The 25,394-nt window shown below is 71.2% G+C and carries 20 protein-coding genes; 8 read left to right on the top strand and 12 right to left on the bottom strand.

The annotated features are described in order from the left end of the window. The first annotated feature begins 112 nt into the window (after positions 1-112). From CEP17_RS11225 to CEP17_RS11205, 5 genes are all read left to right on the top strand, one after another. On the top strand, positions 113-1,252 hold the full coding sequence (locus CEP17_RS11225) for a polysaccharide deacetylase family protein (protein ID WP_112932296.1): 1,140 nt from the start codon (positions 113-115) through the stop codon (positions 1,250-1,252). Positions 1,253-1,370: 118 nt separating this feature from the next. Continuing rightward, entirely contained in the window at positions 1,371-2,504 is a 1,134-nt protein-coding gene (locus CEP17_RS11220) for a glycosyltransferase family 2 protein (protein ID WP_112932295.1), read from the top strand. Continuing rightward, the gene (locus CEP17_RS11215; RefSeq protein WP_036319047.1) at positions 2,501-2,761 is read left to right on the top strand and encodes a glutaredoxin domain-containing protein; all 261 of its coding nucleotides are present in this window, start codon (positions 2,501-2,503) and stop codon (positions 2,759-2,761) included. Before CEP17_RS11220 ends, CEP17_RS11215 begins: the two co-directional genes overlap by 4 nt. A 116-nt stretch (positions 2,762-2,877) precedes the next feature. After that, positions 2,878-4,659 (top strand): aldehyde dehydrogenase family protein, encoded by a 1,782-nt coding sequence (locus CEP17_RS11210; protein WP_112932294.1) that lies wholly within the window; start codon positions 2,878-2,880, stop codon positions 4,657-4,659. Next, positions 4,656-6,302 (top strand): GMC family oxidoreductase N-terminal domain-containing protein, encoded by a 1,647-nt coding sequence (locus tag CEP17_RS11205; protein ID WP_112932293.1) that lies wholly within the window; start codon positions 4,656-4,658, stop codon positions 6,300-6,302. Before CEP17_RS11210 ends, CEP17_RS11205 begins: the two co-directional genes overlap by 4 nt. Positions 6,303-6,333: 31 nt before the next feature. Here the strand turns inward: CEP17_RS11205 and CEP17_RS11200 are convergent, their stop codons facing one another. From CEP17_RS11200 to CEP17_RS11190, 3 genes are all read right to left on the bottom strand, one after another. Next, entirely contained in the window at positions 6,334-7,923 is a 1,590-nt protein-coding gene (locus tag CEP17_RS11200) for a DEAD/DEAH box helicase (RefSeq protein WP_039412972.1), read from the bottom strand. A 310-nt stretch (positions 7,924-8,233) separates the two neighbouring features. Next, the gene (gene pip / locus CEP17_RS11195; RefSeq protein ID WP_112932292.1) at positions 8,234-9,211 is read right to left on the bottom strand and encodes a prolyl aminopeptidase; all 978 of its coding nucleotides are present in this window, start codon (positions 9,209-9,211) and stop codon (positions 8,234-8,236) included. Further along, positions 9,208-10,077 (bottom strand): neutral zinc metallopeptidase, encoded by an 870-nt coding sequence (locus tag CEP17_RS11190; RefSeq protein ID WP_112932291.1) that lies wholly within the window; start codon positions 10,075-10,077, stop codon positions 9,208-9,210. The genes pip and CEP17_RS11190 overlap by 4 nt, the downstream gene beginning before the upstream one ends. 44 nt (positions 10,078-10,121) lie before the next feature. Here CEP17_RS11190 and CEP17_RS11185 point away from each other — a divergent pair, with 44 nt between their 5' ends. The 3 genes from CEP17_RS11185 to CEP17_RS11175 are packed head-to-tail and all read left to right on the top strand — an operon-like array spanning position 10,122 to position 13,446. Then, positions 10,122-11,126, top strand: coding sequence for a malate dehydrogenase (locus CEP17_RS11185; RefSeq protein WP_112932290.1), 1,005 nt, complete (start codon positions 10,122-10,124; stop codon positions 11,124-11,126). Between the two features lie 7 nt (positions 11,127-11,133). Beyond that, positions 11,134-12,960 carry a sodium:proton antiporter gene (locus CEP17_RS11180; RefSeq protein WP_112932289.1) on the top strand — a complete coding sequence of 609 codons (1,827 nt, stop codon included), beginning with the start codon at positions 11,134-11,136 and terminating at the stop codon, positions 12,958-12,960. Between the two features lie 48 nt (positions 12,961-13,008). Further along, positions 13,009-13,446 (top strand): dehydrogenase, encoded by a 438-nt coding sequence (locus CEP17_RS11175; protein WP_036319060.1) that lies wholly within the window; start codon positions 13,009-13,011, stop codon positions 13,444-13,446. Between the two features lie 3 nt (positions 13,447-13,449). Here CEP17_RS11175 and CEP17_RS11170 read toward each other — a convergent pair whose 3' ends face one another. The 9 genes from CEP17_RS11170 to CEP17_RS11130 form a co-directional block, all read right to left on the bottom strand. Then, entirely contained in the window at positions 13,450-14,076 is a 627-nt protein-coding gene (locus CEP17_RS11170; RefSeq protein ID WP_112932288.1) for a hypothetical protein, read from the bottom strand. Then, positions 14,073-14,534, bottom strand: a complete 462-nt coding sequence (locus CEP17_RS11165; RefSeq protein WP_239498516.1) for a hypothetical protein — start codon at positions 14,532-14,534, stop codon at positions 14,073-14,075. Before CEP17_RS11165 ends, CEP17_RS11170 begins: the two co-directional genes overlap by 4 nt. Further along, positions 14,527-16,152 carry a hypothetical protein gene (locus CEP17_RS11160; protein ID WP_239498515.1) on the bottom strand — a complete coding sequence of 542 codons (1,626 nt, stop codon included), beginning with the start codon at positions 16,150-16,152 and terminating at the stop codon, positions 14,527-14,529. Before CEP17_RS11160 ends, CEP17_RS11165 begins: the two co-directional genes overlap by 8 nt. Further along, complete coding sequence (locus CEP17_RS11155) at positions 16,152-16,472, bottom strand: hypothetical protein (RefSeq protein ID WP_051039574.1); 321 nt, start codon at positions 16,470-16,472, stop codon at positions 16,152-16,154. Before CEP17_RS11155 ends, CEP17_RS11160 begins: the two co-directional genes overlap by 1 nt. Before the next feature lie 109 nt (positions 16,473-16,581). Continuing rightward, complete coding sequence (locus CEP17_RS11150; RefSeq protein WP_005054492.1) at positions 16,582-16,878, bottom strand: WXG100 family type VII secretion target; 297 nt, start codon at positions 16,876-16,878, stop codon at positions 16,582-16,584. 127 nt (positions 16,879-17,005) lie between these two features. Next, positions 17,006-21,514 (bottom strand): FtsK/SpoIIIE domain-containing protein, encoded by a 4,509-nt coding sequence (locus CEP17_RS11145; protein ID WP_112932287.1) that lies wholly within the window; start codon positions 21,512-21,514, stop codon positions 17,006-17,008. Next, positions 21,511-22,308 (bottom strand): hypothetical protein, encoded by a 798-nt coding sequence (locus CEP17_RS11140; RefSeq protein WP_112932286.1) that lies wholly within the window; start codon positions 22,306-22,308, stop codon positions 21,511-21,513. The genes CEP17_RS11145 and CEP17_RS11140 overlap by 4 nt, the downstream gene beginning before the upstream one ends. Continuing rightward, positions 22,305-23,975: a serine/threonine-protein kinase gene (locus CEP17_RS11135; RefSeq protein ID WP_112932285.1), complete on the bottom strand. Its 1,671-nt coding sequence runs from the start codon at positions 23,973-23,975 to the stop codon at positions 22,305-22,307. The genes CEP17_RS11140 and CEP17_RS11135 overlap by 4 nt, the downstream gene beginning before the upstream one ends. Further along, a complete protein-coding gene (locus CEP17_RS11130; protein ID WP_239498514.1) occupies positions 23,972-25,393 on the bottom strand; it encodes an FHA domain-containing protein in 1,422 nt (473 codons plus the stop codon). The genes CEP17_RS11135 and CEP17_RS11130 overlap by 4 nt, the downstream gene beginning before the upstream one ends. Position 25,394: the final 1 nt, after the last annotated feature.

Genomic DNA, 25,394 nt, shown 5'->3' with positions numbered 1-25,394 from the left:
ACGAAAGTCGAAGAAAACATCCGCGCACCCGGTGATTTCCGGTTCACGACACCTTGTCCTCCTAGGATGAGCGCGGCGCGGGGGCGCGCCGTCGACCTTGGGGGTTGTTTTCATGGGTTTCGTGCACCGCCACCGCGGCCTCATCCGCGCGCTCACCATCGGCGTGGTCCTGACGGCGACGGCGAGCTTCGCCGGCTGCGCCACGGAGAACACGGATGCCGCGACGTCGTCACCGCGACCGACCACGCACACTCCTTCCCCGACCCCCACACCGCTCACCCCGGCTCAAGCGCTCCTGGCGGCGCATGCCGATGTCCCGGGAGCGTGCGCGGTCAGCTTCAGCATCGACGGCACGACGCTCGAGCCGCAGCTGCAAGTGCAGGACCGCCTCTACGACCACCTGCCGATCCCGCGGGCGGCCGGCCGCGTGTTCGCAGGCTGGTACGCCGACGCGGCGACGGCGGCCGCGGCATCCGCCGATCCCGCTGCACATGCCGGCAGTCCCGCGACGCGGATCAACGGCTCGAGGCCGGTTGCCTGCACCGCCCACCAGCAGACGCTCTACGGCGCGTGGACGACGACGGATGCCGTGGCCGCCGCCAAGGCGCGCGTGCCGATCCTCATGTACCACCAGTTCACCGCGAAGCCCGAGGGCGAGTCCGGCTGGCTGCGCGGCAACTACGCGTACATCGAGGACTACCGCGCCCAGATGCAGTACATCAAGGATCAGTCCTTCTATCTGCCCACCTGGGACGAGCTGAGCGCGTTCATCGACGGCGCGCTCTACCTGCCCGACCACGCGGTGATCATCACCGACGACGACGCCGACCCGAGCTGGCTCACGATGGCCTCGCCGATCAACGAGCAGCTGCAGCTCATGGCGACCTCCTTCGTGATCACGGGATCGGGCGTCCCCACGCAGAACCGCTTCATCCTGCAGCGGTCCCACACCCACGACATGCATCATGCGGGAGCCAACGGCAAGGGCCAGATGGTGAACCTGACCGCTCCCGAGATCGCCGCAGACATGACCGCCTCGGCGGCCGCGCTGGGCGGCGTCAAGGAAGTGATGGCGTACCCCTACGGGCACAACAACGAGACCTCGCACGAGGGCCTGCGCCAGGCGGGCTTCGAGATGGCCCGCACGATCGAGCAGGGCTACGTCTCGGTGGGCAGCGACAAGCTCACACTCCCCTGCGTGCGCATCAACTACGGCATGGGTGTCGCCGCTCTCAAGAAGCAGATCGGCTGACGCCGGCGCGAGAGCCGCAGAGACCAGAAAGAACTGACAGAGCACGCACAGGAGTTGCCCAACTCCGCCTCGGTAGGCTGAGACGGTTCTGTCCCTGACCGATCGCGAGCGCATCCCCATGGATCTTTCCGTCATCGTTCCCACCTTCAACGAAGGCGGGAACGTCGCAGAGCTGGTCCGCCGCATCGGTGCGGCTCTCCACGACGTCGACTTCGAGGTCGTCTTCGTCGACGACTCCACCGACGACACGCCCGCGACCATCCAGGCCGTCGCCGCAGCGACGGAGTTCCCGGTGCGACTGATCCATCGCGATGAGCCCGAGGGCGGATTGAGCGGTGCGGTCCTCGAGGGCTTCCGCAACGCCCAGGCCCGCTGGTGCCTGGTCATGGACGGCGACCTGCAGCATCCGCCCGAGGACATCCCGCGCATGCTCGACCGCGCCGCCCTCGGCGACGTCGACATCGTCGTCGCCTCGCGCTACGTCGCGGGCGGCACGGCCGGCGGCCTCGCCGGAGCGACGCGCACCGCGGTCTCGCGCACCTCGACGCTGCTCACGAAGGCGATGTTCCCGCGGAAGCTCCACGGCTGCACCGACCCGATGACCGGCTTCTTCCTGGTCGACCGCGACACCGTCGACCTCGACGACCTGCGCCCCCGCGGCTTCAAGATCCTGCTCGAGATCCTCGCGCGCCGCCAGATGCGCATCGGTGAGATCCCGTTCGCGTTCGCGACGCGCTTCGCCGGCGAATCCAAGGCCACCTTCAGTCAGGGCATGCGCTTCCTCACGCAGCTGGCCATGCTCCGCTTCGGCCGCATGTCGGCGTTCGCGCTCGTCGGCGGCGTCGGTGCGATCGCGAACCTCATCATCATGTGGGGTCTCGTCCACCTGGGGATGAACTACGTCTCCGCGGCGATCATCGCCAGCGAGGTGACGATCATCGGCAACTTCCTGCTGCTGGAGTACCTCGTCTTCGCCGACATGCGCTCCGAGTCCGGAGCGATGTGGATGCGATTCCTCAAGTCGTTCGCGTTCAACAACGTCGAAGCGGTCGTGCGCATCCCGATCATCCCCCTGCTCGTGCAGGGCGCCCACATCCCGAGCGTGCTGGCCGCGGCCATCACCCTTGCGGCGGCGTTCGTCGTGCGCTTCGTCTATCACGCGCTCTGGGTCTACGCGCCCAAGCGCAAGGCGACCGCGCGTATCGTCACCCCGGCCGTGGCCCGCGCCGGCGAGCGTACCCTGGAATCATGACCTCCGAGAAGACTCCGATCACGATGTTCGGCGCCGACTGGTGCCGCGACTGCATCCGCACGAAGAAGCAGCTCGACGAGCTGGGTGTCGAATACACGTACGTTGACCTGGTGGCCGACCCCGCCGCCGCGGACGTCGCCCGCGAGATCTCCGGCCGCACGAACATCCCCGTCGTCGTGTACCCGGACGCGTCTCACCACGTCGAGCCGTCGAACGCCGACGTCGAGTCGAAGCTGCGCGAGCTCTCCCTGATCTGACGCTCGATGGCGACAGGGCGCGGCATCGCGTCGCACGCTTCCGGGAACCGCGTCTCATCCGGTCGTAAGCTGGAGGCCCGCGCGCGAGCGCGACCACCGCTTCGAAGGAGAACGCCGTGACCGCAGAAGCTCCGAGCACAGCGAAACGATCCACCGCCGCGCCCGCCCTGGCCGAGGACGTGCGCGACCAGCTGGATGCCGCGATCACGGCCCTTCGCGCCGGGCAGCGCGCCTGGAGCGCTCTCACTCTCGCGCAACGTCGCACGCTGCTGCAGCGCGTCCGCGTCGCGACGTCCGCGGTCGCGGCCGAATGGGCCGACGCGGCATCCGTGTCGAAGGGCCTGCCGCCCGGGCACCCGCTTCGCGGTGAGGAATGGCTGTCGGGGCCGTACGCAGCCATCGTCGCCCTCGACGCCTACGCCGACACCCTCCGCGCCCTCTCCATCGGACGCTCGCCGGTGGACGGTGTCCGCATCAGCGCGGCGCCCGGCGACCGCACCGTGGTGCACACCTCGCCGCTGTCGGCCACCGACGCCCTGCTGCTGTCGGGCTATGCCACCGAGGTCTGGCTGCAGCCGGGAGTGGATGCCGCGACGGCGCGACGAGAGGCGGGGCTCGCACAGCTCGATCCGGCGAGCGCGGGCGGCGTCGGGCTCGTGCTGGGCGCCGGCAACATCACCTCCATCCCCTACCTCGACGTGCTGTACGAGCTGCTGGCGTCGAACCGGGTCGCTCTGCTCAAGGTCAATCCGACGCAGGACGCGCTGGTGTCCGTCTTCGAGCGCGCGCTGGCACCGCTCATCGAGCCCGGGTTCCTGCGGATCGTCCGCGGCGGCGGCGATGTGGGCGCCTACCTCACCCAGCATCCGGAGATCGACCACGTCCACATCACCGGATCGGAGGCGACGTTCCGCTCCATCGTGTGGGGTCCCTCGCACACCCCCGCCGCGGCGGGTGCCGCCACACGCCGCCGCCGCGAAGGCAGGCCGCTGCTGAAGAAGCCGATCACGGCGGAACTGGGCGGAGTCTCGCCGATCATCGTCGTGCCGGGCCGGTGGTCGGTCGCCGACCTGCGCTTCCAGGCCGAGCACGTCGTCACCATGCGCCTGCACAACAGCGGCCACAACTGCATCGCCGGCCAGGTCGTGCTGCTCTCGGACGACTGGGCGCAGCGCGACGCGTTCCTCGACGCGTTGCGCACGGCGTACGACCGTGCGCCGTCCCGCCCCGTCTGGTATCCGCAGAGTCAGGGCAAGCTCGACGCTGCCCGCACGTCGTACCCGGATGCCGCGTGGTGCGGCGGCGGCACACGCGCCCTCATCGAGACGACCCCGTCCGACGCGCAGGCCCTCGAGACGACGGAGTACTTCTCGCCGGTTCTCGGGGTGGTGGCCCTGCGCGGGACGGGCCAGGAGTTCCTCGACAACGCCGTCGCCCATGCCAACGAACGACTCGTGGGCACTCTCGGTGCCAACGTGCTGATCGATTCCGAGACGCAGCGGGCTCTGGGCGACGGGTTCGAGAGGGCTCTCGCCGACCTCCGCTACGGAACGGTCGCGGTCAATGCGTGGACGGCCTTCGGCTTCCTCACCCCGACCGCCACCTGGGGCGCCTTCCCCGGCGGCACCCTCGACGACGCCCCGAGCGGCATGGGCGTCGTGCACAACGCCCTGCTGCTCGACCACGTCGAACGCACGGTCGTGCGAGGGCCGTTCCGGCCTTTCCCGCGCTCGGCGTCGTCGGCCGTCCGAGGCTACGGGCTTTCGGTGCTGCCGAAGCCCCCGTGGTTCGTCACCTCGCGAACCGGAGCGGCGGTGTGCGAGGGCTTCACCCGCTTCCGCATCGACGGCAACCCGGCGAAGATGGCGCTCACCCTCGTCAAGGCTTTCGGCGCATGAGCCCGCGGCCGGCGGCGACGGGCGGCACCCTCGAAGCCGACTATGTGATCGTCGGGGCAGGTTCGGCCGGCGCTGCACTGGCTGCCCGACTCACGGAAGATCCCGCCGTCAGCGTGCTGCTGCTCGAAGCCGGCCCCACGGATGCGGCCCTCGAACTGCACGTTCCGGCGGCGTTCTCGACGCTGTTCCGCGGTCGCTACGACTGGAACTACGACACGGTCCCCCAGCGCGAGCTGGAAGGGCGCACCATCTACTGGCCGCGCGGCAAGACCCTGGGCGGGTCGTCATCGCTGAACGCCATGATGTGGATCCGCGGGTTCGCGGCCGACTACGACGCCTGGGCCGAGACCGCGGGCGAGACGCGGTCGTGGGATGCGCTCGCACCCTCCTTCGTGCGCGCGGAGGCCACTCAGGATGCCGTCGATGCCACGCAGGGCACCCGAGGCCCGCAGTCCGTCGAACACCAGCGCGACCCCCGTCCGCACACGGCCGCCTTCCTCCAGGCGGCGCGCGAGCTGCGGCATCCCGTGACGCCGGCGAACCTCCCGACGAGGCAGGGCTTCTCGCAGACGATGGTCACGCAGCATCGCGGCGCACGGGCCTCGGCCGCCGACGCCTACCTGCGTCCGGCGCGTCGACGCCGGAACCTCCGCGTGCTCACCGACGCGCTGGTGCGGCGGGTCACCTTCGCCGAGCGCGATGCCGGTGCGGCGCCGCGGGCCACGGGCGTCTACGTCGATCTCGGCGGCATCACCCGCCACGCCCGCGCTCGGCGTGAGGTCATCCTCTGCGGGGGCGCGATCAACACCCCGCAGCTGTTGATGCTGAGCGGCATCGGACCCGAGGATCACCTCGTCTCCCACGGCATCCCCGTGCGCGTGGACGCACCGCAGGTGGGCCAGAATCTCCAGGATCATCTCGTCGCCGGTCTCGCGCCCGCGGCGCGCGGCGGAACGCTGTACGGAGCGCGGCGGCCCGCTCAGCTCGCGCGCTATGTGAGCGCCCGGCGCGGCATGCTGAGCTCCAACGTCGCCGAAGCCTACGGCTTCGTCCGCACCGCCGTCGCCGATCACACGGGCGCGCCCACCGACCTGCCCGACATCGAGATCATCTTCGCGACGGCACCGTACGTCGGTGAAGGCCTGGTGCCGCCGCCCGCGGAGGGCATCACGGTGGGCGCGATCCTGCTGCAGCCGCGCAGTCGCGGTAGCATCCGCCTCGCCTCCGGCGATCCGACGGATGCCGCGATCATCGACCCCGCGTATCTCACCGACCCGGAGGGCATCGACGCCGAGACCCTGCGCGCCGGCCTCGCGGAGTGCGAGCGCCTGATCGCGGCTCCGGCTCTGCGTGCTGTGACGACCGGAGGCTGGGTGCAGCCGATCGGGGGCGAGCGCATGAGCGCGGCCGAGCGGATCGAGCTGTCGCTGCGGCGCTACTCGCACACGCTCTACCATCCGGTCGGGACGGCGCGGATGGGGCTCGACGCGGCATCCGTCGTGGACGCCGAGCTGCGAGTGCGCGGTGTCGACGGCCTGCGGGTCGCGGATGCGTCGGTCATGCCGACGGTCATCCGCGGGCACACCAACGCCCCCGCCATCGTCATCGGCGAGCGCGCCGCCGATCTGATCCGCGGCATCTGAGCGCACGGATCGGATCAGCGGGCGATCGAGATCAGCGCCCGGCGCGGCGCGGTCCGCCGTTCTGGCGGACGACGGAGCCGACCATGAGCTTTCCGCCGCCGGTGCCACCGCCGTGCGAGGCACGACGGCCGGTGGTGCGGGCGTTTCCGGATGCCGCGGGCTGCGCCGACCGCTCGGCAGGGCGGTGGTCGCGAGCAGGACGCTGCTCGCGCCCGGCGGCGGAGCGCTCGGCGGCCGGACGACCGGAACGGTCGGTGCGGGGCTGACCCGCCTGCGCTCCCTGACCGGCGCCGCGGCCACCACGGCCGCCCTGACCACGGGCGCCGCCCTGGCCCTGGGCGCCTTCGCGCGCGGCGCGCTTGCGCTGCGCGTTCGCTCCCTGGCTGCGACCGCCGCCGCCCTGGCCACGACCGGGCTGCTCAGACTTCGGTGCGGGTGCGACGTAGGGGGCGACCTCGCCGACCAGCGCGGTCACCTGCGGCGATGCCGCGGTCACGGGCACGGGCGTCGCGGAGATCGCGGCCTTGCGCAGCAGATCCTTGACGTCCTTCTCCTGACCGGGAAGCACGAGGGTGACGACCGACCCTTCGGCGCCGGCACGGGCGGTACGGCCCGAACGGTGCAGGTAGGCCTTGTGCTCCATCGGCGGGTCGACGTGGATGACGAGTTCGACATCGTCCACGTGCACGCCGCGCGCCGCCACGTCGGTCGCGACGAGCACCTTGGCAGCGCCGGAGCTGAAGGCGGCGAGGTTGCGGTCGCGCGCCGGCTGCGACAGGTTGCCGTGCAGGTCGACCGCCGGAATGCCCTGCGCGGTCAGCTGCTGGGCGAGCTTCTTGGCGTGATGCTTCGTGCGCATGAAGAGGATGCGACGACCCATCCCCGACGCGAGGGTGCGCACGAGCTCCTTCTTCTCGTCGACGCCGCCGACGTGGAACACGTGGTGGGTCATCGCGGCGACCGGCGAGTGGGCCTCGTCGACGGAGTGGAGCACCTCGTTCTGCAGGAAGCGCGTGACCAGCTTGTCGACGCCGTTGTCCAGCGTCGCACTGAACAGCAGTCGCTGACCGTCTCGCGGGGTCTTGTCGAGAATGCGGGTCACCGACGGCAGGAACCCGAGGTCGGCCATGTGGTCGGCCTCGTCGATGACGGTGATCTCCACGGCATCCAGCTTGACGAAGCCCTGCGAGATGAGGTCTTCGAGACGGCCGGGGCACGCGACGATGATGTCGACGCCGGCCTTGAGCGCGGCGACCTGGCGGTTCTGGTTGACGCCACCGAAGATGGTCGTCGTCGTCATGCCGTACGCCGCGGCCAGCGGCTCGAGGGTCGCATTGATCTGCGTCGCGAGCTCACGGGTGGGCGCGAGCACCAGACCGAGCACGCGGCCGGAGCGGCGGGTGCCGCCGGCGAGGGGACCGCCGAGGCGCGCGGCGAGCGGGATGGAGAAGGCGAGCGTCTTGCCCGAACCGGTCTTGCCGCGGCCGAGCACGTCACGACCGGCGAGTGTGTCGGGCAGGGTGTCGACCTGGATGGGGAACGCGGTGGTCTTGCCGTCCTTCGCGAGGACGTCGAGGAGGGGGGCGGGCACGCCGAGCGCGCCGAAGGTGATGTCAGACATGGTGGTGTTTCTGGGCACGGGGGCCCGGATCGGTGGCCTCTGCGCGGATGCGCACAGGGTCGCCGTACGAAGAATGTCAGCCGATCATCCGGTCAGAACCGGGCGGCGAGGGAAGCGTTCTACGACGCGAGAGGCACCGGAGCGGTGCCGCAAGTGGTTCCAGCCTACCAGCGCCGCCGGTTCTCCGGCGGCGGAGGCCACGGCATCCACCCCGCCGGTGTCCCACTTTCTGTCGCCCGCACCCCGCTCAGGCGACAGAAAGTGGGACACCCTGCGCCGAAAGTGGGACACGGCGTGCGGGGGTGCGGGGTCAGGTGGCGAAACGGTCGGTGGCTGCGCGGAGGGCGCGGGCGATGCCGGGCTCGGATGCCGCGTGTCCCGCGTCGTCGACGACGACGAACTCGGCTTCCGGCCAGGCCCGGTGCAGGTCCCACGCCGTCATGATCGGCGTGCAGATGTCGTAGCGGCCCTGCACGATGACCGCCGGGATGCCGCGGATCGCGCCGACGTCGTCGATGAGCTGTCCTTCGCGCAGCCATCCGCCGTGCATGAAGTAGTGGTTCTCGATGCGGGCGAACGCGACCGCGGTGGCCGCATCGGTCATCGACGCGACGAGGTCCGGGTCGGGGTGCAGCGTGAGCGTCGACATCTCCCACGTGGTCCACGCGATCGCGGCCGGCTCGTGGACGGCGGGATCCGGGTCGGTGAGACGGCGATGGTACGCCTCGATCAGACGCGAGCGCTCCAGCACGGGGATCGGCGCCAGGTAGCTCTCCCACCGGTCGGGGAAGATCGCCGCGGCGCCGCCTTCGTAGAACCATTCCAACTCATGGCGTCGCAGGGTGAAGACGCCGCGCAGGACGATCTCGCTCACGGCATCCGGGTGGCACTGGGCATACGCCAGCGCGAGCGCCGACCCCCACGATCCGCCGAAGACCTGCCACTTCTCGATGCCGAGGTTGCGCCGCAGCAGCTCGATATCGGCGACCAGGTGCCAGGTGGTGTTGAAGCGCGGGTCGGCGTCGGGCGCGCTCATGTGGGGCGTGGACTTTCCGCAGCCGCGCTGGTCGAACAGCACGATCCGGTACTTCGCGGGGTCGAAGAACCGCCGGTGCCACGGGGAGGTGCCCGAACCGGGGCCCCCGTGCAGGAACACGACCGGTTTGCCGTCGGGATTGCCGGACTGCTCCCAGTAGACGCGCTGACCGTCGCCGGCCAGCAGGTATCCGGTCTCGTACGGCTCGATGTCGGGGTAGAGGATGTCGTCCAGGTGGGCGGGGCCGTTCACAGTTCTCCTCCCGACACCGAGAAGGTGTCACAGGCGCCGAGCCCGTTCTGATAGCCCGCCGTGAACCAGCGCTGCCGCTGGGCGCTCGAGCCGTGGGTCCAGGTCTCGGGGTTCACGCGGCCCGACTGGGCCTGGATGTTGTCGTCGCCGACGGTGGCCGCGGCATCCAGCGCATCGCGCAGCTCGGCGTCGGTGGGCCGCTGGAGGTAGGCGACGCCGTTGGCGTCCTTCGCCTCCGTCGCGTCGGCGATCCACGCGCCCGCGTAGCAGTCGGCTTGCAGCTCGGTGCGCACGCCGTTGCTGTCCGGGCCGGTCCCGTCATTCGGGTAGCGGTCCATGATGCCGGTCAGCTGCTGGATGTGGTGACCGTACTCGTGGGCGAGCACGTACAGCTGAGCGAGGCTGCCGGCCTGCGCGCCGAACTGGCTGCGCAGCACGCCGAAGAACGTCGGGTCGACGTAGATGGTCTCCTCCGGCGGACAGTAGAACGGACCGGTCGCGTTGGAGGCGGTACCGCAGCGGGTCGAGGCGGCGCCGTCGACGATGATCAGCTGCGGCGCACGATAGCCCTGCACGTGCGTGGACCAATAGGCGTCGAGCGCCTTCTGGCCGAAGACGAGGCGGCAGTCGTCGTTCGCGTTCGCGTCGGCACCCGTGTCGCAGCCCTGGATCGCCGAGTCCTGCGCGGTGCCGCCGGCGCCGCCGAGCAGACTCGTGACGTCGCCGCCGGTGAAGAGGATGAGCAGGAGCACGGCGATGCCGCCCAGCCCGGCGAGACCGCCGCCGGCGACGGCTGCGGTGCCTCCCCCGCGGCCTCGTCGCCGTGCGGTCGTGCCTCCCAGCTCTGCATTGCTGTTGAAGGTCATGCCCCACCGTATCGTCCCGTGACGCGTCGCCGTAGGCTCGAGGCATGGATGCGACGACAGTCACCGTGACCGGAGCCGGCGGACAGATCGGCTACGCGCTGCTGTTCCGCATCGCCGCCGGCGACATGCTGGGAGCCGGCCGCCCGGTGCGCCTGCGCCTGCTGGAGATCCCGCAGGGCCTGAAGAGCGCAGAGGGCGCGGCGCTCGAGCTGCAGGACTGCGCGTTCCCGCTGCTCGCCGATGTCGAGATCACCGACGACCCGCGCACCGCCTTCGACGGCGCGAACCTCGCAATGCTCGTCGGGGCGCGCCCGCGCGGCGCCGGCATGGAGCGTGCCGACCTGCTCGCGGCCAACGCGGGCATCTTCGGACCGCAGGGCGCGGCGCTCAACGAGGTCGCCGCCGCCGATATCCGCGTCGTCGTGGTCGGAAACCCCGCCAACACGAATGCGCTGATCGCCGCGGCGTCCGCGCCCGACATCCCCGGAGAGCGCTTCGCGGCGCTGACCCGGCTGGATCACGATCGTGCCCTCGCCCAGCTCGCCGCCGCTCTGGAGGTGCCCGTGACGGCGGTGCAGGGCGTCGCCATCTGGGGCAACCACTCGGCGACACAGTTCCCGGACGTGGCGCACGCGAGCGTGAACGGTCGCCCGGTGCTCGATGCGCTGGCCGACAAGCTCGGCGGGGCGGATGCCGCGGCATCCTGGCTCGACGACGTCTTCGTGCCTCGCGTCGCGAAGCGCGGAGCGGAGATCATCTCGGTGCGCGGCTCGTCCTCGGCGGCCTCCGCCGCCAACGCCGCGATCTCGCACGTGCACGACCTGGTCCACGGCACGGCGAACGGCTGGACCTCGGCGGCGGTGCTGTCGCACGGCGAGTACGGCGTGCCGGAAGGGCTGTACTCGTCGGCGCCGGTCACCAGCGACGGCACCGCTTACCGCGTGGTGGACGGGCTCGATCTCGATACCCGTGGACGCGCGCGCCTGGACGCCTCCGTCGCCGAGCTGGTCGCCGAGCGCGACGCGGTGCAGGCCCTCGGCGTGATCTGAGTCGGCGGTGACCGATCTCACGTGGCTGATCGCCGGCATCGCGGTGATCGGCGTCTCGACGGTGCTCGCCCGACGACTGGGCGTCGCCGGCCCGCTCATCCTCGTCGCGATCGGGCTCGTCGCCTCGCTCCTGATGCCGAAGTTCTCGGTGCCCCCGGAGCTGATCCTCGTCGGCATCCTCCCGCCCTTGCTGTACGCGTCGGCGGTGCGCCTGCCGGCGATCGAGTTCCGCCGCGACGCCGTGCCGATCGCGGGCCTGGCCGTCGTGCTCGTCGTCATCAGCGCGCTCGCTCTGGGGACGCTCTTCTACGTCGCCATTCCGGGACTCGACTTCGCCCTCGCCGTGGCCCTCGGGGCGATCGTCAGCCCGACGGATGCCGTGGCCACCTCGATCGCGAAGAAGCTGGGCATCTCCCCGCGCGTCATCACGATGCTGGAGGGCGAGAGCCTGCTCAACGACGCGACGGCGCTCGTGCTGCTGCGCAGCGCCGTCGCGGCATCCGCGGCGGGGTTCTCGCTGGGCAGCACGATCGGCGCCTTCGCCTGGGGCGTGCTCGTCGCCGTCGTGATCGGCGTCGCGGTGGGCCTGCTGACCCTGCGGGTGCGGCGGTGGATCGGCGAGCCGGTGGCGAACACCGCCGTCGGCTTCATCGTGCCCTTCGTCGCCTACCTTCCGACCGAGCACCTCGGCGGGTCGGGGCTCGTCGCCGCGGTCGCGGCGGGCATCACCGCCGGCCAGGGCGCGGCCCGCTGGTCGACTCCCGAGCAGCGCGTGTCGGACGAACTGAACTGGCACACGCTCGAGCTGCTGCTGGAGGGCGCGGTCTTCCTCATCATGGGGTTGGAGCTGCGCGACATCGTCAGCGCCAACATCGAGAAGCACAGCGGCGTGGGCGTCGGCATCGGTCTCGCCCTCGCCGCCCTGGCGATCGTGCTCGCGGTGCGGGCGCTCTACGTGTCGGGTCTGGTGACACTCATCGGTCGTCGCGCCCGCCGGATGCAGCGTGACCGATTGCAGGCCTTCAGCGATCGGCTGGACGCCTTCGACGTCGAGAAGGGCGACCTGCGCGATCTGCGTCCGCAGCCCGGCGAGAACCCGAACCCCGCTCCGCGGCGCGGCGGACTCGTCCGGCGCACGACCGGGCGCGCGGCGCGGCGCGTCGCGCGGCGGTGGGCGCGGCGCACGCCGGATGCCGCCTCCGCCCAGCGTCGGGTCGAGGGCGTGCGCGCCCGCGTCGGGCGCGTCCTCAACGACATGGACTACTACCAGGCCTCCCCGCTCGGCTGGAAGGAGGGCGTCGTCATCGTCTGGGCCGGGATGCGGGGTGTCGTCACCCTCGCCGCGGCGCAGACGCTCGATCCGGACACCACGCCCGCCCGCGAACTGCTGATCCTCATCGCGTTCGTCGTCGCGCTGGTGAGTCTGATGGTGCAGGGGCTGAGCCTGCCGTGGGTGATCCGCATGCTGCGTATTCCGTCGGCCACCGGCGACGGCAGCAGCAGCGAGGAGGCCGACCGCCTCGCCGACGAACTGCGTGAGGCGGCGCTGGCCCACCTGCGCACGCCCGGGCTCGCCGATTCCTCGGGCCAGCCGTTTCCGCCCGAGGTGCTCTCCAAGCTCGCCGAGCGCATGAGCAGCCCGCCGATCGAGGCACCCGAGATCAGCACCGCGAGTGTCATCGACCTGCGGATCTCTCTGATCGAGGCCATGCGCGAGCGTCTCGTCGAGGTATCCAGCGAGGGGTCGTACTCCTCGGCGACGCTCCGACACGCTCTCGCGCAGCTGGACGCCGACCAGCTCAGCATCCAGCTGCGACGCGACCCCGACGACTGAACCGGATCGCGTCGCGGATCGGCTCGCGTGTCGGCGCGGTAGGACACAATGGATGCCGTGAGCACCGATCAGCCGGACGACCAGCGCGCCCCCGCCGACTACGCCGAGTCGGTCGCCCTGCCCGCCGTCACGTCGGCCGTGCCGGTCGTGGTGTCCGGCACGGACTGGTGGGCGGCCCGTCCCGCCGGCTCACGCCTCGTAGGACTCGTCGTCGCGCGCGACGATCTGCCGTCGGTGATCGCGCAGCGTGACGCCCTCGCAGACTTCGGGGTGCCGATCGAGGGCTTCCGCCACCCCGCCCCCGAGACCGGGGAGAGTTGGGCCGAGCGCCTCAACCGCCTGTTCGGCCGCCTCGTGTCGGGCGATGTCGTCGTCGTCGCCGACAAGCACGCCCTCGGTCGCACGGTCGATGAAGAGACGCACGCCATCGCCGAGCTGCGCCGCCGCGGCATCATCGTGAAGGTGCTGGGCCACTCCCGCAGCTGAGCATCAGGCCGCGTCGGCCGCACTCCACGACGAGCCGGCGACGATCGCGTCGAAGAGGCCCAGCATGGCGTGCGGGATGTCACCCAGCGGCGTCGACATCTGCACGAGGGCGACCTGTTTGTGGCCGGGCACGGTGTACCAGTATCGGGCGACGAGGCGCTTCTGCTCGGCGGAGGCGCCGTCTTCCTCGATGAGCTGGGTGCTCACGGCGTGCAGACGCAGCACGGCCGAGCCTGCGGCATCCACTCGAGTCGCCGTCTGCAGATCGGGCTCGCCGGTGTGCGGAAGGCTCAGCTCGAACGCGCGCATCACGGCCTCGGCCGCGGTGCCCACCGACGGCGTGATCGTGATCGGCGTGTGCACGGTGATCGTGACGGGCGTGGGGATGCCCGGCGCGATCTCGCGGCACATCAGCAACAGATGGGCCGAGGCCTCCCGCGCCGCAGCGGCCGCCTCGTCGAAACCTCGCTGCACGCGGCGGCGGGTGAGCACCGCGTCGTCGGCTGCTCCCACCAGCTCGCGCGCGATCACCGCACTGTGCTCGCGTGCCGCCTGTTCGTCGCGCGGGTCGACCGCGATCCACTCGCCGGGCAGCCGGAAGCGCAGCTGCGGCGTCGTGTCGACGCTCACCGCTGTGCGATGCGGCTGACGTCCGCGGCGCTGAGGTCGAGGATATTCTCGACGCCTTTGCCCGCCCCGAGGATCTCGGAGACGCTGCCCATGACGTAGGCACTGTCGGTGATGGTCGCCGTCAGGGGATCGGAGAAGTCGCCCGGCGAACCCTGCACGGCGAGGAGCGTGAGGGGCTGACCGCCCAGGTCGCGATCATCGACGGCGAACGCGGCGACGGCGCGCACGTCGTCGGCGACCGCGGCGGCCGAGGCGTCGCGGACGAACAGTCGGATGACGATCTTGTTGACCCAGGGGGCACCGGGATGCTGCACCTCGACCATCGCGCCGTTGATGCCCGACGCCTGCGTCAGCCGCTCGGAAACCGCGTTCTCATTCATCCCGCTACATCCCGTCAGTGTCAAGATCATGGCCAGGGCGATGGTCGCCCCGACTCCGGCGCGGCGCAGCTCAGCCACGGCTGTAGACCATCTCATACACCTCTTCGTGCGTGTTCTTCAGATCGTCGGCGAAGAAGATCTCGTCGCCCGGCCGCACCTCGGGAACCAGGTCGTCGGCGAGCTCACCGTACATGTTCGCATCGTGGATGCGGATGTCGACGGGGTGGTAGGTCTGCCAGTTCGGCCCCGGCACGTCGTTGGGTCCGTAGCCGACGAACTCCAGCGTATGCACGGGGTCCCAACGGTTGTTGACCTGCGTCACCCGCACCGACGGGTCGATCTCGCCGGCGTGCTTGTCGATGGCAGAGCCGGCCGTCACGACCGACTGCACGCGGCCGGACAGTCGCGGATCGGTGGCCAGGTCGCCCGCCATCATGCCGCCCAGGCTCCACCCGGTGAGCATGATCGGCGCGTCGCTGTCGAGCGCGCCCGACGACTCGAGTGCGTCCCACACGGCCTTCTTGTACTGCGTCTCCAGGCCGGGGAACAGGGCGAGCATGGCGTCTGCGGAGAGGTCGTTGAGAGCGCCGTCGCCGTTCATCGGCGACCAGTTCTGGGTACTCGGCAGCTGCACGCGGTAGCCGATGACGTTGCCCGCGGCATCCGTGATGGCGACGACACGGATGACCGTGCGCTGGTCACCACCGGCGACATCCTGACGGCCGACCTCCTCGAAGAGGTCGCCGTAGTCCTGGGACGTGTACTGGTCGGTCGTGGTGGCGTCGTCCGCATCGGAGGGGTACTTCTTCTTCGGCTTCAGCTCCTCGCCGGGCGCGGGGCTGCGGCGAATCGGCGTGCCGAGGCCATCGCGGATGAGGAAGGTGAGCAGCATGGCGCCGACGAGGAGGGCGGCGAGGATGCCGAGGGCCACCCACCCGATGATGGCGGCGATCGCCGAGAGCACCGCGATCACGATGATGATGACGACGATGATGACGACGATGGCGACGAGGATCGCGAGCAACTCCCCGAGGACTTCGAGGATGCCCTTGAGCACGTTCGCCGCCCACTCGCCGATCCATCCGGCGGCACCGTCCCAGAACTGGTTCCAGTTGTCGAACGCCGAATCGCTGTCGCCCTCGATGGCGGTCTCGATGTGGCTGATGGCGACGTCGGCGATGGCGCGCAGGCGCTCGCGCGCCCGGTACAGCTGCTGGCGGGCGTCCTGTACCTGCGAGGCCGCGTTCGACTGCGCCTGCCGCATCCGGCGCAGGTCGGCTTCGATCTCGTCGATCTGGGGTTGCGGGGCCTCGACCGCCTCTGCACGCAGCAGGTCGCCTTCGCGACGGGAGATGTCGTTCGGGATCGTCGCGGACTTCTGCTCGTAGTACTCCGCGGTGGCGATCGCGGCTGTCGCATCCTGCTGGATGGGGCGCAGGTCGGCCGCGTACGTCTGCAACGCCTGACCCGTGTTGCGATAGCGGGTTCGCGCCTGGCTGAGGGAGCGGGCGACCTCGGATGCCGTCTCGGCGAGGGCCTCGGTGGATCGCGAGGCCTGCCCCTCGATGAGTCCGCGCAGGGACGCGGTGGCCTTCTCGATCGCGGCGGCGGCCGTCACGAGGTCGGCGGCGCGCGGGTCGAGCTGATCGGGCTTGCCGAGGAGGATGTCTTCGAATTCGACGGAGATGGCGCTCATCAGCCCTCCCCCTCTCCGTCGTTGTGGGTCTCGGGCGCGGCCTCCTGGGCCTGACGTGCCAGTTCGGCATCGACCTCGGTCATGCTGTCGACGATCGCATCGATGCCGTCGCGCAGGAACTGGAGCTTCTCGGTGAGCTTTCCCCGGTTGTAGTCCCAGTTGTCCGCGAAGTCGCGGACCTTTCCGGCCAACCGGTCCTCACCGGTGAGTCCGGCGAGGTCGCCGCCGACGGTGCCGGCCGACTCGAAGGTCGACAGCGCGTCGTCGACGCGGGTGCGCGCCGTGCGCAACGCATCGAAGTCGAGCTGAAGGTCAGTCATCTTCTTCTCCCGAGGTTCGCGAGGCCCGCCACCCGCGGTGTCCGGGTGACGGAAGCGGGTGGAAGGCCTCGTGAACCTGCGGGGCGCGCGAGCGCCCCGCAGGTCGACATCACTGACCGAGCTGGCTGGCGAGCTGCTCGTCGGTGGACTGCAGGGCCTGGGCGGCCTTCTCGAGGAAGGAGGCCATGCCCTCGATGCCCTGGACCGTCTTGGTCGCACCGGTGGTGAACTCGGTGTACGAGGCGTCGAAAGCGCCCGAGGCGCGGCTCGTGGTGAAGCCGTCCTGGACGAGCTGAGCGACCAGCTGACGCAGGCGCTGCAGGTTCGCCTCGAGCTCGTTCTGTCCGTCACGCAGGCGCGAGGCGGCCGAGTTCATCTGGTCGTAGGTGACATTCAGATTGGCCATGAGGGCCCCTTTCATCTGGCCCGGCCGGTGTGCCGGGAGGTCTTGTTGTTTCGAAGATAGGCGGCGTCGCGGCCCGTGACCATGGGGAGAACTCCCCATGAGCGCCCACGCGCCCGGCCCACCGCGGTCATGTCTGCGCCGCCGAGGAGGCGAGGGCGCCCGACTCGACGCCGACCGGGACGTCCCCGGCCACCAGCGGGAACTGGATGCGCACGGTCTTGCCACGATGAGCCAGGATTCCGCGTCCCACCGGGAGCTCGCCCCGCACCAACCGGGGGAACGGCGTCTTGAGAACGACCTCGCCGTCGATCGTCTCCGGCTGCAGCACGACGCCGCGCCGCGCGGCCTTGATCTCGCCGAGCAGCCCGAAATTCGTCGTCCACTCGCTCATCTCCCCGACCACGACGAAGAACACCTCACCGCGACCGGCGCGTTTGACGAGCGTGGAGAGATTCATCTCGATGATCGACGTGGCGAACTCTCCGATGCCCTCCAGCACGACCAGCGGCACGGTTCCGCCCGCCTGGGCGCGGTCGGCCGCCTCATCGACGGCGCCGAGCACCGCCATGGCCGCCGAGGGAGACTCGGCGGTCGCGGTCCACGCGACGACGTCCTGCACGGGCGATCGACGGTCGCCGATGTAGAACGCGGGCGTGTCGGGCCGCGCGCGCAGCGTCTGCCGCGCGATCGCGGCGGCGGCGGTGGAGCGGCCCGCGCCGGGCGAGCCGGCGACGATGAACGTCCCGCTCGCCTCGATCCCGTACGGGCCGAGGTCGAGATCGGACAGACCGATGGCGACGCCCGCCGCGGTCGTCGCCGGCAGGTCGTCCGCACCGTACTCGACGGGCAGTGCGCGGATGCCGGGAGCGGGCGTCGTGCCGCGTCGCGTCATCGCTTCGGCCATCCGATCGATCGCGAGCGACTGGTCCTTCGTGCTCGACGTGCCGCCGATCACGGCGATCTGCGCCTCGTGGTCGTCGACGATGGCCCGACCGGGCGCCGCGTCGGGGCCGAGGATGTCGCGCGGCATCCCGAGGAGCGCATAGCCGTCTTCGTCGGCCATCCGCAGCACGATGCGGCGTTGGATCATCGCCTGCAAAGAGGTGGGCACGCTCTGGCCGCGGTCGGCGGTGAGGGCCACATGGATGCCGAGCCCGCGACCGTCGGTGAGCACCTGCTGGAACGCGCGGTAGGCCTCGGCGCGACCGGGCACACCCTCGAACGCGGAACGGAACGCGGGGAAGCCGTCGACGAGCAGGAGGATGCGCGGCTCGTCGGGGCGGCCGGCGAGAGCGCGGTACTCGGTGAGCGTGGAGGCGCCCGCCGCCGCATACGCGTCGCCGCGACGGTCGAGCTCGCTGCGGAGCGTGGCGAACAGGCGATCGATGCGTTCCGTGTCGTCGCCGGAGATGACGGCGCCCACGTGCGGCAGCGACTCGAGCATGCGCAGGCCCCCGGTCGCGGCATCCAATCCGTAGACGTGGACGGGGCCGCCGCGCGGAGTGATCCCCGCCGACACGGCGAGCGTGCGCAGGGTCACGGACTTTCCCGAGCCGCCGGTGCCGAAGATCGCAAGGTGGCCCTCGGTGTCGGGCTCGAAGAAGAAGGGCACCTGGTCCTGGCGCTCGGGCACATCCACGACGCCGAGCACCAGCCGGGCGTCGGTGCGCTGGTGCAGCTTGGTCTGGTCGAAAGTGGTGGCCAGCTCGTCGAGCCACGGCCGACGCGGCGGCGCGATGCGTGCGAGCTGCGCGGCGTCGCCGAAGCGCGCCACGAGCAGCTGCTGATCGTTGGGGCCGAGATCCTCGGTCTCGGCGGGCGCCTCGACGGCGGCCTTCTCCCACACCGGCGCGTCGCCGAGCAGGAACGGACGCACCTCGACGGCGGGTTCGGCTTCGGCCCGCAGGCTCCACCCGCCCGAGTAGGCCGACTGGAAGAGGTTCATGCGGCCCGGACCGGTCTTTGCGATGCCGCGTCCCGGGATGCCGGGATCGAACAGTGCCGCCTCCTTCGAGCCGATGACGTCGTCGGAGTCGGTCTCGTCGGCCATGCGCAGCGCGACGCGGAGGTTGGTGTTGGCGCGCAGGTTGTCCTTGATGACACCGGCGGGGCGCTGCGTCGCCATGATGAGGTGGATGCCGAGCGAGCGCCCACGTTGGGCGATGTCGACGACGCCGTCGACGAACTCGGGCACCTCCTTGGCGAGTGCGGCGAACTCGTCGATGACGAGGACGAGTGCGGGGGGAGCGTCGGGGTCGGCGGCCTTCTCGAGCTCGAGGAGGTCCTTCGCCTTCTTGCGGTTGAACAGGTGCTCGCGGTGATGCAGTTCGGCGCGGAGGCTCGTCAGCGCCCGGCGGACCAGATGGGGGCTGAGGTCGGTCACGAGGCCCACGCAGTGGGGCAGGCTGACGCAGTCGGCGAAGGCCGAGCCGCCCTTGTAGTCGACGAACAGGAACGTCACGCGCTCGGGGCTGTACTCGGCGGCCATGCCGAGCACCCACGCCTGCAGGAACTCGCTCTTGCCCGAGCCGGTCGTGCCGCCGACGAGGGCGTGCGGACCCTGCTGGCGCAGATCGAGGTGCAGAGCGCCCTGCGCGCCCTGTCCGACGAGGGCACGAAGCTTGGGCTGGTAGCCCGCGCCGGAGCGCGTCGCACGGATCGACGCATTCTGCGTCCACCGGTCGATGACGGCGTCGGCGCTCGTCGCCATGTCCGACCCCAGCAGCTGCAGCAGGGGGATGGTGCGCGGCACGTCCCCGGCGTCCTCCGCGACATCGCCGATGTCGGTGATGCGGGCGAGCGCCCGGGCCACGACGCCGAAGCGCGCGGCATCCAACGCCTCCACGCGCAGCGGCGCGATGACGGTGCCGAGGCGCACGAAGTTCGCGCTCGCCTCCCCGTCGGCGGGAAGCTCGACCCACGTGCGGCAGGCGGCGGGCAGGTCGGACACGCGCGAGGTCGCCCACACCGGGATGACACCGCTGCCGGCGGCACGCTCACTCAGCTGGATGAGCCGACCCCGGTCGACGGGCGCGTCGGGCGTGATGATCACGACGTATGCCGGAAGCGGCATCTCTTCCTCGCGACCCCGCGACTCGCCGACCTCGGCGCCCGCGGCGGTCGCGGCATCCGTCGCCTTGAGCGCCCGCAGACGCCGCAGCTGCTTCGTGCGGGTGTCGACCAACTCCTCCAGCTCGGCCAGCAGGCGCGACGCGGTCGCCGCGTTGTCGGCGATGGGGGCCGTGCCGAGGGCGTCCTCGGCGGCCCACGTGTGCGGCAGCCACTTGAGGTCGGCAAGCGCCGCACGGGTGGCCGGGCCGACGAAGGCGACGATGTGGACGTCGGACGGCGCGTGCAGCCCCGCCGTCTGGGCCAGCAGCGCCCGCGCCGTGTCGCCGACGCGCGCCGTCGAGCCGGCGATGCCGATCGCGCCGGCCTCGGCCAGCGACTCGAGGATCGGCACGTCGTCGACCTCGCGGAACGCGTCGACGACCTCGTCGAGGCGGTCGACGTACGACGGGATCGCCGCGTCGCGCTTCGTCGACTCGGCCACGGAGTTGCGGCTCGGGGCGGTGCCGTCGCCGAGACGGACGTGCAGGAACGACCAGTGCTCGGGCCGGCGCGTCCACACCAGGGGCCCGGCGGCGAGCGCGTCGGCGCAGATGGGATCGAGCTCGGGCACCTCGCCGCGGCGGACGCGGCGCTCGGTCTCCCGCTCCTGCTCGAGCCGGGTGGACAGGCGGGTGAGCTGCTGCTCGAAGCGGTCTTTGTCGCGCTGCAGCTGCGCGCGGCCCTGCAGGCGCGTCGTCAGCCAGGTGCCGAGCATGAGCAGCGGGGATGCCGCGACGAACACGAGCGCCATCGGATTCTTCATGACGAAGAAGAGCACGACGCCCATGATCACCGGGGCGATCATCGCCAGCCACGGGAACATCTGCGGAGCGGGCGGTGCCGGCAGGTCGGTGCCGGGCAGCTCCTCGCCGAGGTAGCGCGCCTCCACCCGCGGCGAGCGCACGAACGGCACCTGCCGCCACGTCGAGGGCGCCGCCGTGGCGTCGGCGGGGGCCGCCGTGATGCGCAGGCGCGTGTCGCCCAGCACGGCGTCGATCTGGCCGTCGGCGGCCGTCAGGTAGGTGACCGGCGCCCCGTCGACGAGGATGCCATTGGCGGAGTTCAGGTCGACGAGCTCGGCCCGGCCCTGCCCGACCTCCAGCCGCGCGTGCCGCTTGGAGACGAGCGGGTCGTCGAGCACGATGTCGCACTGGGGGTCTCGGCCGATGATGACCACCCCGCGCTGCAGCGGGATGGTGGTGCCGGCACCGGCACCCGAGGCGATCTCGACGTCGCCGAGTTTCTGCGGCGGCTGATAGCCGGTCGGCACGATGCGCACGGCCGAGCCCGCACCGAGCTGGACGTGCGAGACGGATGCCGCGGCATCCAGCACCTCTCCCGGGCCCGGAGCAATCGTGCCGAACGCCTCGAGCGTCACCTCGTCGCCTGCCGCCGCCCCGCCGCCGCGCGGATCGAGCTCGGCGATGGTGCGTGCGAGGTCGCCCACGGTCGCATCGGCATCGGCGTTGATGACGAGGTCTTCCGGCTCGCCTCCGGGGCGGACCAGCGTGGTGCGAAGCTTCATCCCTGTTCCTTCCTGCGCGGTGCGTCATCGGCGGCGTCGCGATCGAACGCCGCCGGGTCGTCCAGCATGGCGAGGTCCTCTCGCACCACCAGTCGCGAGGCGACGGCGTGCTCCACCAGGCGCACGCGGCGGTTCGTGGCCGAACTGGTCACGCCGCCGCGCAGGCCCGGCACGCCCTGACGGTCGAGCTTGTCGCAGACGTTGTCGAGCTTGCGATTGAAGCGGGTGATGCTCCAGCCCAGGCGCTGCGCCGCAGCGGCCGAGCTGGGCAGTTCGCTCATCCCGGTGCCCTCGCGCCGCAGCACCGGCTCGGCCAGAGCGAGGATCAACAGCTTCTGGCTCGGTGTGAGGGGAACGGCGCCGATCGTCGACTCCCCGTCGAGAACGCTCTCGGGCGCCGTCTCGCGGAAAGCCGGCTGCGCCGTGTGCACGGACAGCTCGTAGGTGGTGGGACCGGCGCTGAAGACGACCGTGGTCACTCCGAACACGATCGGCAGGCGGGCGCCCGGGGCGAGTTGGGCCTGCACCCGCCCCTCCGTGTCGGTGACGGTGGCCGACAGGCGCGAACCGATGTTGACCAGCCACCACAGCCCGGCGGACTGCTCAATCGAGAGGAAGTGGCGGTGCAGGAACCGGTTGTCGTCGATCGCGAGATCGCCCTCCCGGCCGATCGTGAACCGTGTGCCCGACGGCACCGTGATGTACTCGCCCGCGAACTCCACCGTGATGTCGCTGCTCGCGGCATCCGCTGCGGCCTCGTCGAGGGGCGGAACCGTGTCGTGAATGTCGGTCATGGGACGCACTTCCGCATCTCGGTGCTCGCCACGCCGCTCTTGCGGACAAGAGTGACCGCGACGCAGGTGGTGCCCGCGGCATCCACGGGAAGGGACACCGTGGTCTCGGTGACCTTGCGGACGTCGCCGTTGCCGGCCAGCGTGTACGCGTACCAGAGGTACCCGTCGCCGTCCTTCGGGTCGGGGTTGGTCCAGGTGAAGACGACGTTGCCGCCCTCGATCCGGCCGGCGAGCTGCGTCACCGCGGGAACGACGTCTTCGAACGGGTCCTGCGCGACGGCGGTCGTCGACGGCGTCGGAGACGCCTGGGGCTCGACGGCGGGCGCCAACAGGCTCGCACCGACGGCGACGGCCCCCACGACGGCGACGACGGCCGCGGCGATGCCGAGACCGATCCACAGACCGCGGCGGGACCGCGGTACCACCGGCTCGTCCCCGCCCGCGACGGCGTCGGCCTCCGGTGCGGTCGCCGTGCGTGCGGCCGCGGGATCGAGGGTGTGCGCCGTCGCCGGCGCCCCGGCGGCGGGGCGGCGGATCGTCGAGGACGTATCGATGTCGACCTGTGGAGCGATCGAGACCGGGCCGCGCAACAGCGTCGGCTCGGCCGTGTCGGCCGGGGCGGAGGAGGTGGATGCCGCGGGCAGGGTGCCCGTCGTCTCGGGCGCCCACGGGTTGTCCCTGTCACGGCGGCGGGTGGGGCCGGCCGCGGGGTTCGTGTTCGGTTCGATGCTGACGATGCCGCGGACCCGGGTGAGCTCGCCGTCGGCGTCGTCGTCGGCATCCTCGTGCGGGGCATCGTCGAGGATGTCGATCGGGGTGACCGAGTGGGCGAGTTCGATCTGCACGCGCTGCAGGGCACGGGCGAAGGCGAGGGCGGATTCGTACCGATCGCCCGGACGTTTGGCCATCGCGCGCTCGAGCACCAGTTGCAGCGAGGCAGGGGCGTCGGCCCGCGTCAGCGGCGGCACCGGCTGGGACTCGATGCGCTGGATGAGATCGGCGCCGCCGTTGCGGCCGCCGGGCTGCTCGAACGGCGAGCGCCCGGCCAGCAGCGTGTAGACGGTCGCGCCCAGCGCATAGACGTCGGTGGCGACCCCGGATCCCGGGGCGTCGCTGAACGCCTCCGGCGGCGACCACGGAATCGACATGCCCCCCGACGACTCCTCCGACTCCGCCGTCGTCGCGATGCCGAAATCGGTGAGCGCGGGGCGGTTGTACTCGGTGACGAGGATGTTGGCCGGCTTGATGTCGCGATGCAGGATGCCGGCGCGATGCGCGGTCTCGACGGCGGCCGCGACCTGCACACCCACCCGCAGCGCCTCGGCGACGGAGAACGCCGCCGTACGGGAGCGCACCTGCAGGTTGGGCCGCGAGCAGTACTCCATGACCAGGTAAGGCCGGCCGTCGTCGGACACGCCGGCCTGGTAGATCGTCACGATCGCCGGGTGTGTCGACAGCAGGGCCATGACGTTCGCCTCGGCGGTGAACTGCTCGGCCGAGCCCGACGCCAAGCGGTCGGGCAGCATGACCTTCACCGCGACGCGGCGGCGGGGAAGCTGCTGCTCATAGAGATAGACGTCCGCGAACCCACCCGAGCCGAGCACGTCGACGTAGGTGAATCCAGGCAGGGCAGGCGGCGGTGCCGGCGGACGCTTGGCGGCGCTCACGGGAGGTCCTCGAAGGTCACGGTCACGTCATCGCCGAGATCGAGGACGTCACCGGTGACGACCATCGTCGGCTCGTTCGGGTGCAGCCGCACCGGTTCGCTGCCGCCGCGCAGCAGCACGGTGCCGTTCGTCGTGTCGAGATCGGTGACGAGCACGTGCTCGCCTTCGGCACGGATCTCGACGTGACTGCGCGAGATGTCCTGATCGGGGCTGTCGACCGCGACCAACGTCGGGAGGTCGGCTCCCGTGGTGCGCGTCGATTTCGGGCGACGGCCGATGATCACCGGGCGTTCGAGCTCGACGACCCGACCGGTCGACAACCGGATGCGCCCGCGAGCCGGCCGGCGGGCGGGAACGTTGTCGGTCGAATCGAATGCGGGTCGCTCGGCGCGCAGCGCCCGCATCTCGGCGACGGCGATCGTCGCACCGTCGTGGTCGCCGAGGTCGCCGAGGTCGTCGCGTGGCGCGGGCTCGCGCTCTGGCGACGCGGGCTCGCCGGACGCGGTCTCGACGTCGTCGGGGTGCGCGTCCTCGGGGTCCGCGACGACGATGGCGGCGGCCGAGACCGGGCGTGCGACCGTCTCGCCCCAGAGGAGGTCGTATTCGTCGACCGGGGGCGCGGCGGCATCCTGAACGCCGGTCGCCTCGGGGATCAGCGTGTCGGCCGAGGTGTCGGCAGCCGGCGCCGCGGGCTGCGGTTCGGCGTCCGGCGCGGGCTGCGGTACGGGGGCGCCGTCGAACAGCCCTGGCGGCACCGAATCGATGACCGATTCCGAGGAGACGGCGGATGCCGAGGTGACGCCGACGGCCGGTTCTTCCTCGGCATCCGACGATTCCTCGGCGTCAGACGGCGCGTCGGCCGGGGCCTCGGCCGGAGCCACCGCGGGGGCCGGAGCCACGGCCGGCGCGGAGGCTGCCGGCGGAACGGGAGAAACAGAGGGAGCGGAAGCAACCGATGCGGCGGCGAGGACGACCTCGACGAGATCGGCGCGCACCACTCCGGACTGCAGCGGCACGTCGGCCGCGGGTGCGTGCGTGCCCGGGTGCGGGGCGACACTCACACGCACGGCGCCCGGGACGAAGCGCTCTGTCCAGGTAGCCACTCCCCGCCCCGACACGGCCTCGGGGTGATCGCCCTCCACGACGACCTCGACGTCACCGCGCACGGCCACGCGCGCACCGCCCGCCTCCGCGATCGCGAGTGCGAACGGCGGGATCGCCGTGAGGGACGTACCGAACGCACCCGTGAGCGCCTCGAGAACGGCACCGATGCCCCCCGCACCCAGCCCGCGCCACACGCCGGCGGCCGTCGCGGCCGACACGGCCGGAGACAGCAGCACGACGGCGTCGCCGTCGGCGGCGAGCCACCAGGCGTCGGTCGTCGTCGCCGGCCGGTAGTCGATCCGCGTCTTCGTCATC

Source organism: Microbacterium sp. PM5 (assembly GCF_003293595.1).
GTDB lineage: Bacteria > Actinomycetota > Actinomycetes > Actinomycetales > Microbacteriaceae > Microbacterium.
The sequence above is the reverse complement of the archived record's forward strand: the minus strand, read 5'-3'. Positions and strand labels throughout refer to the sequence as shown.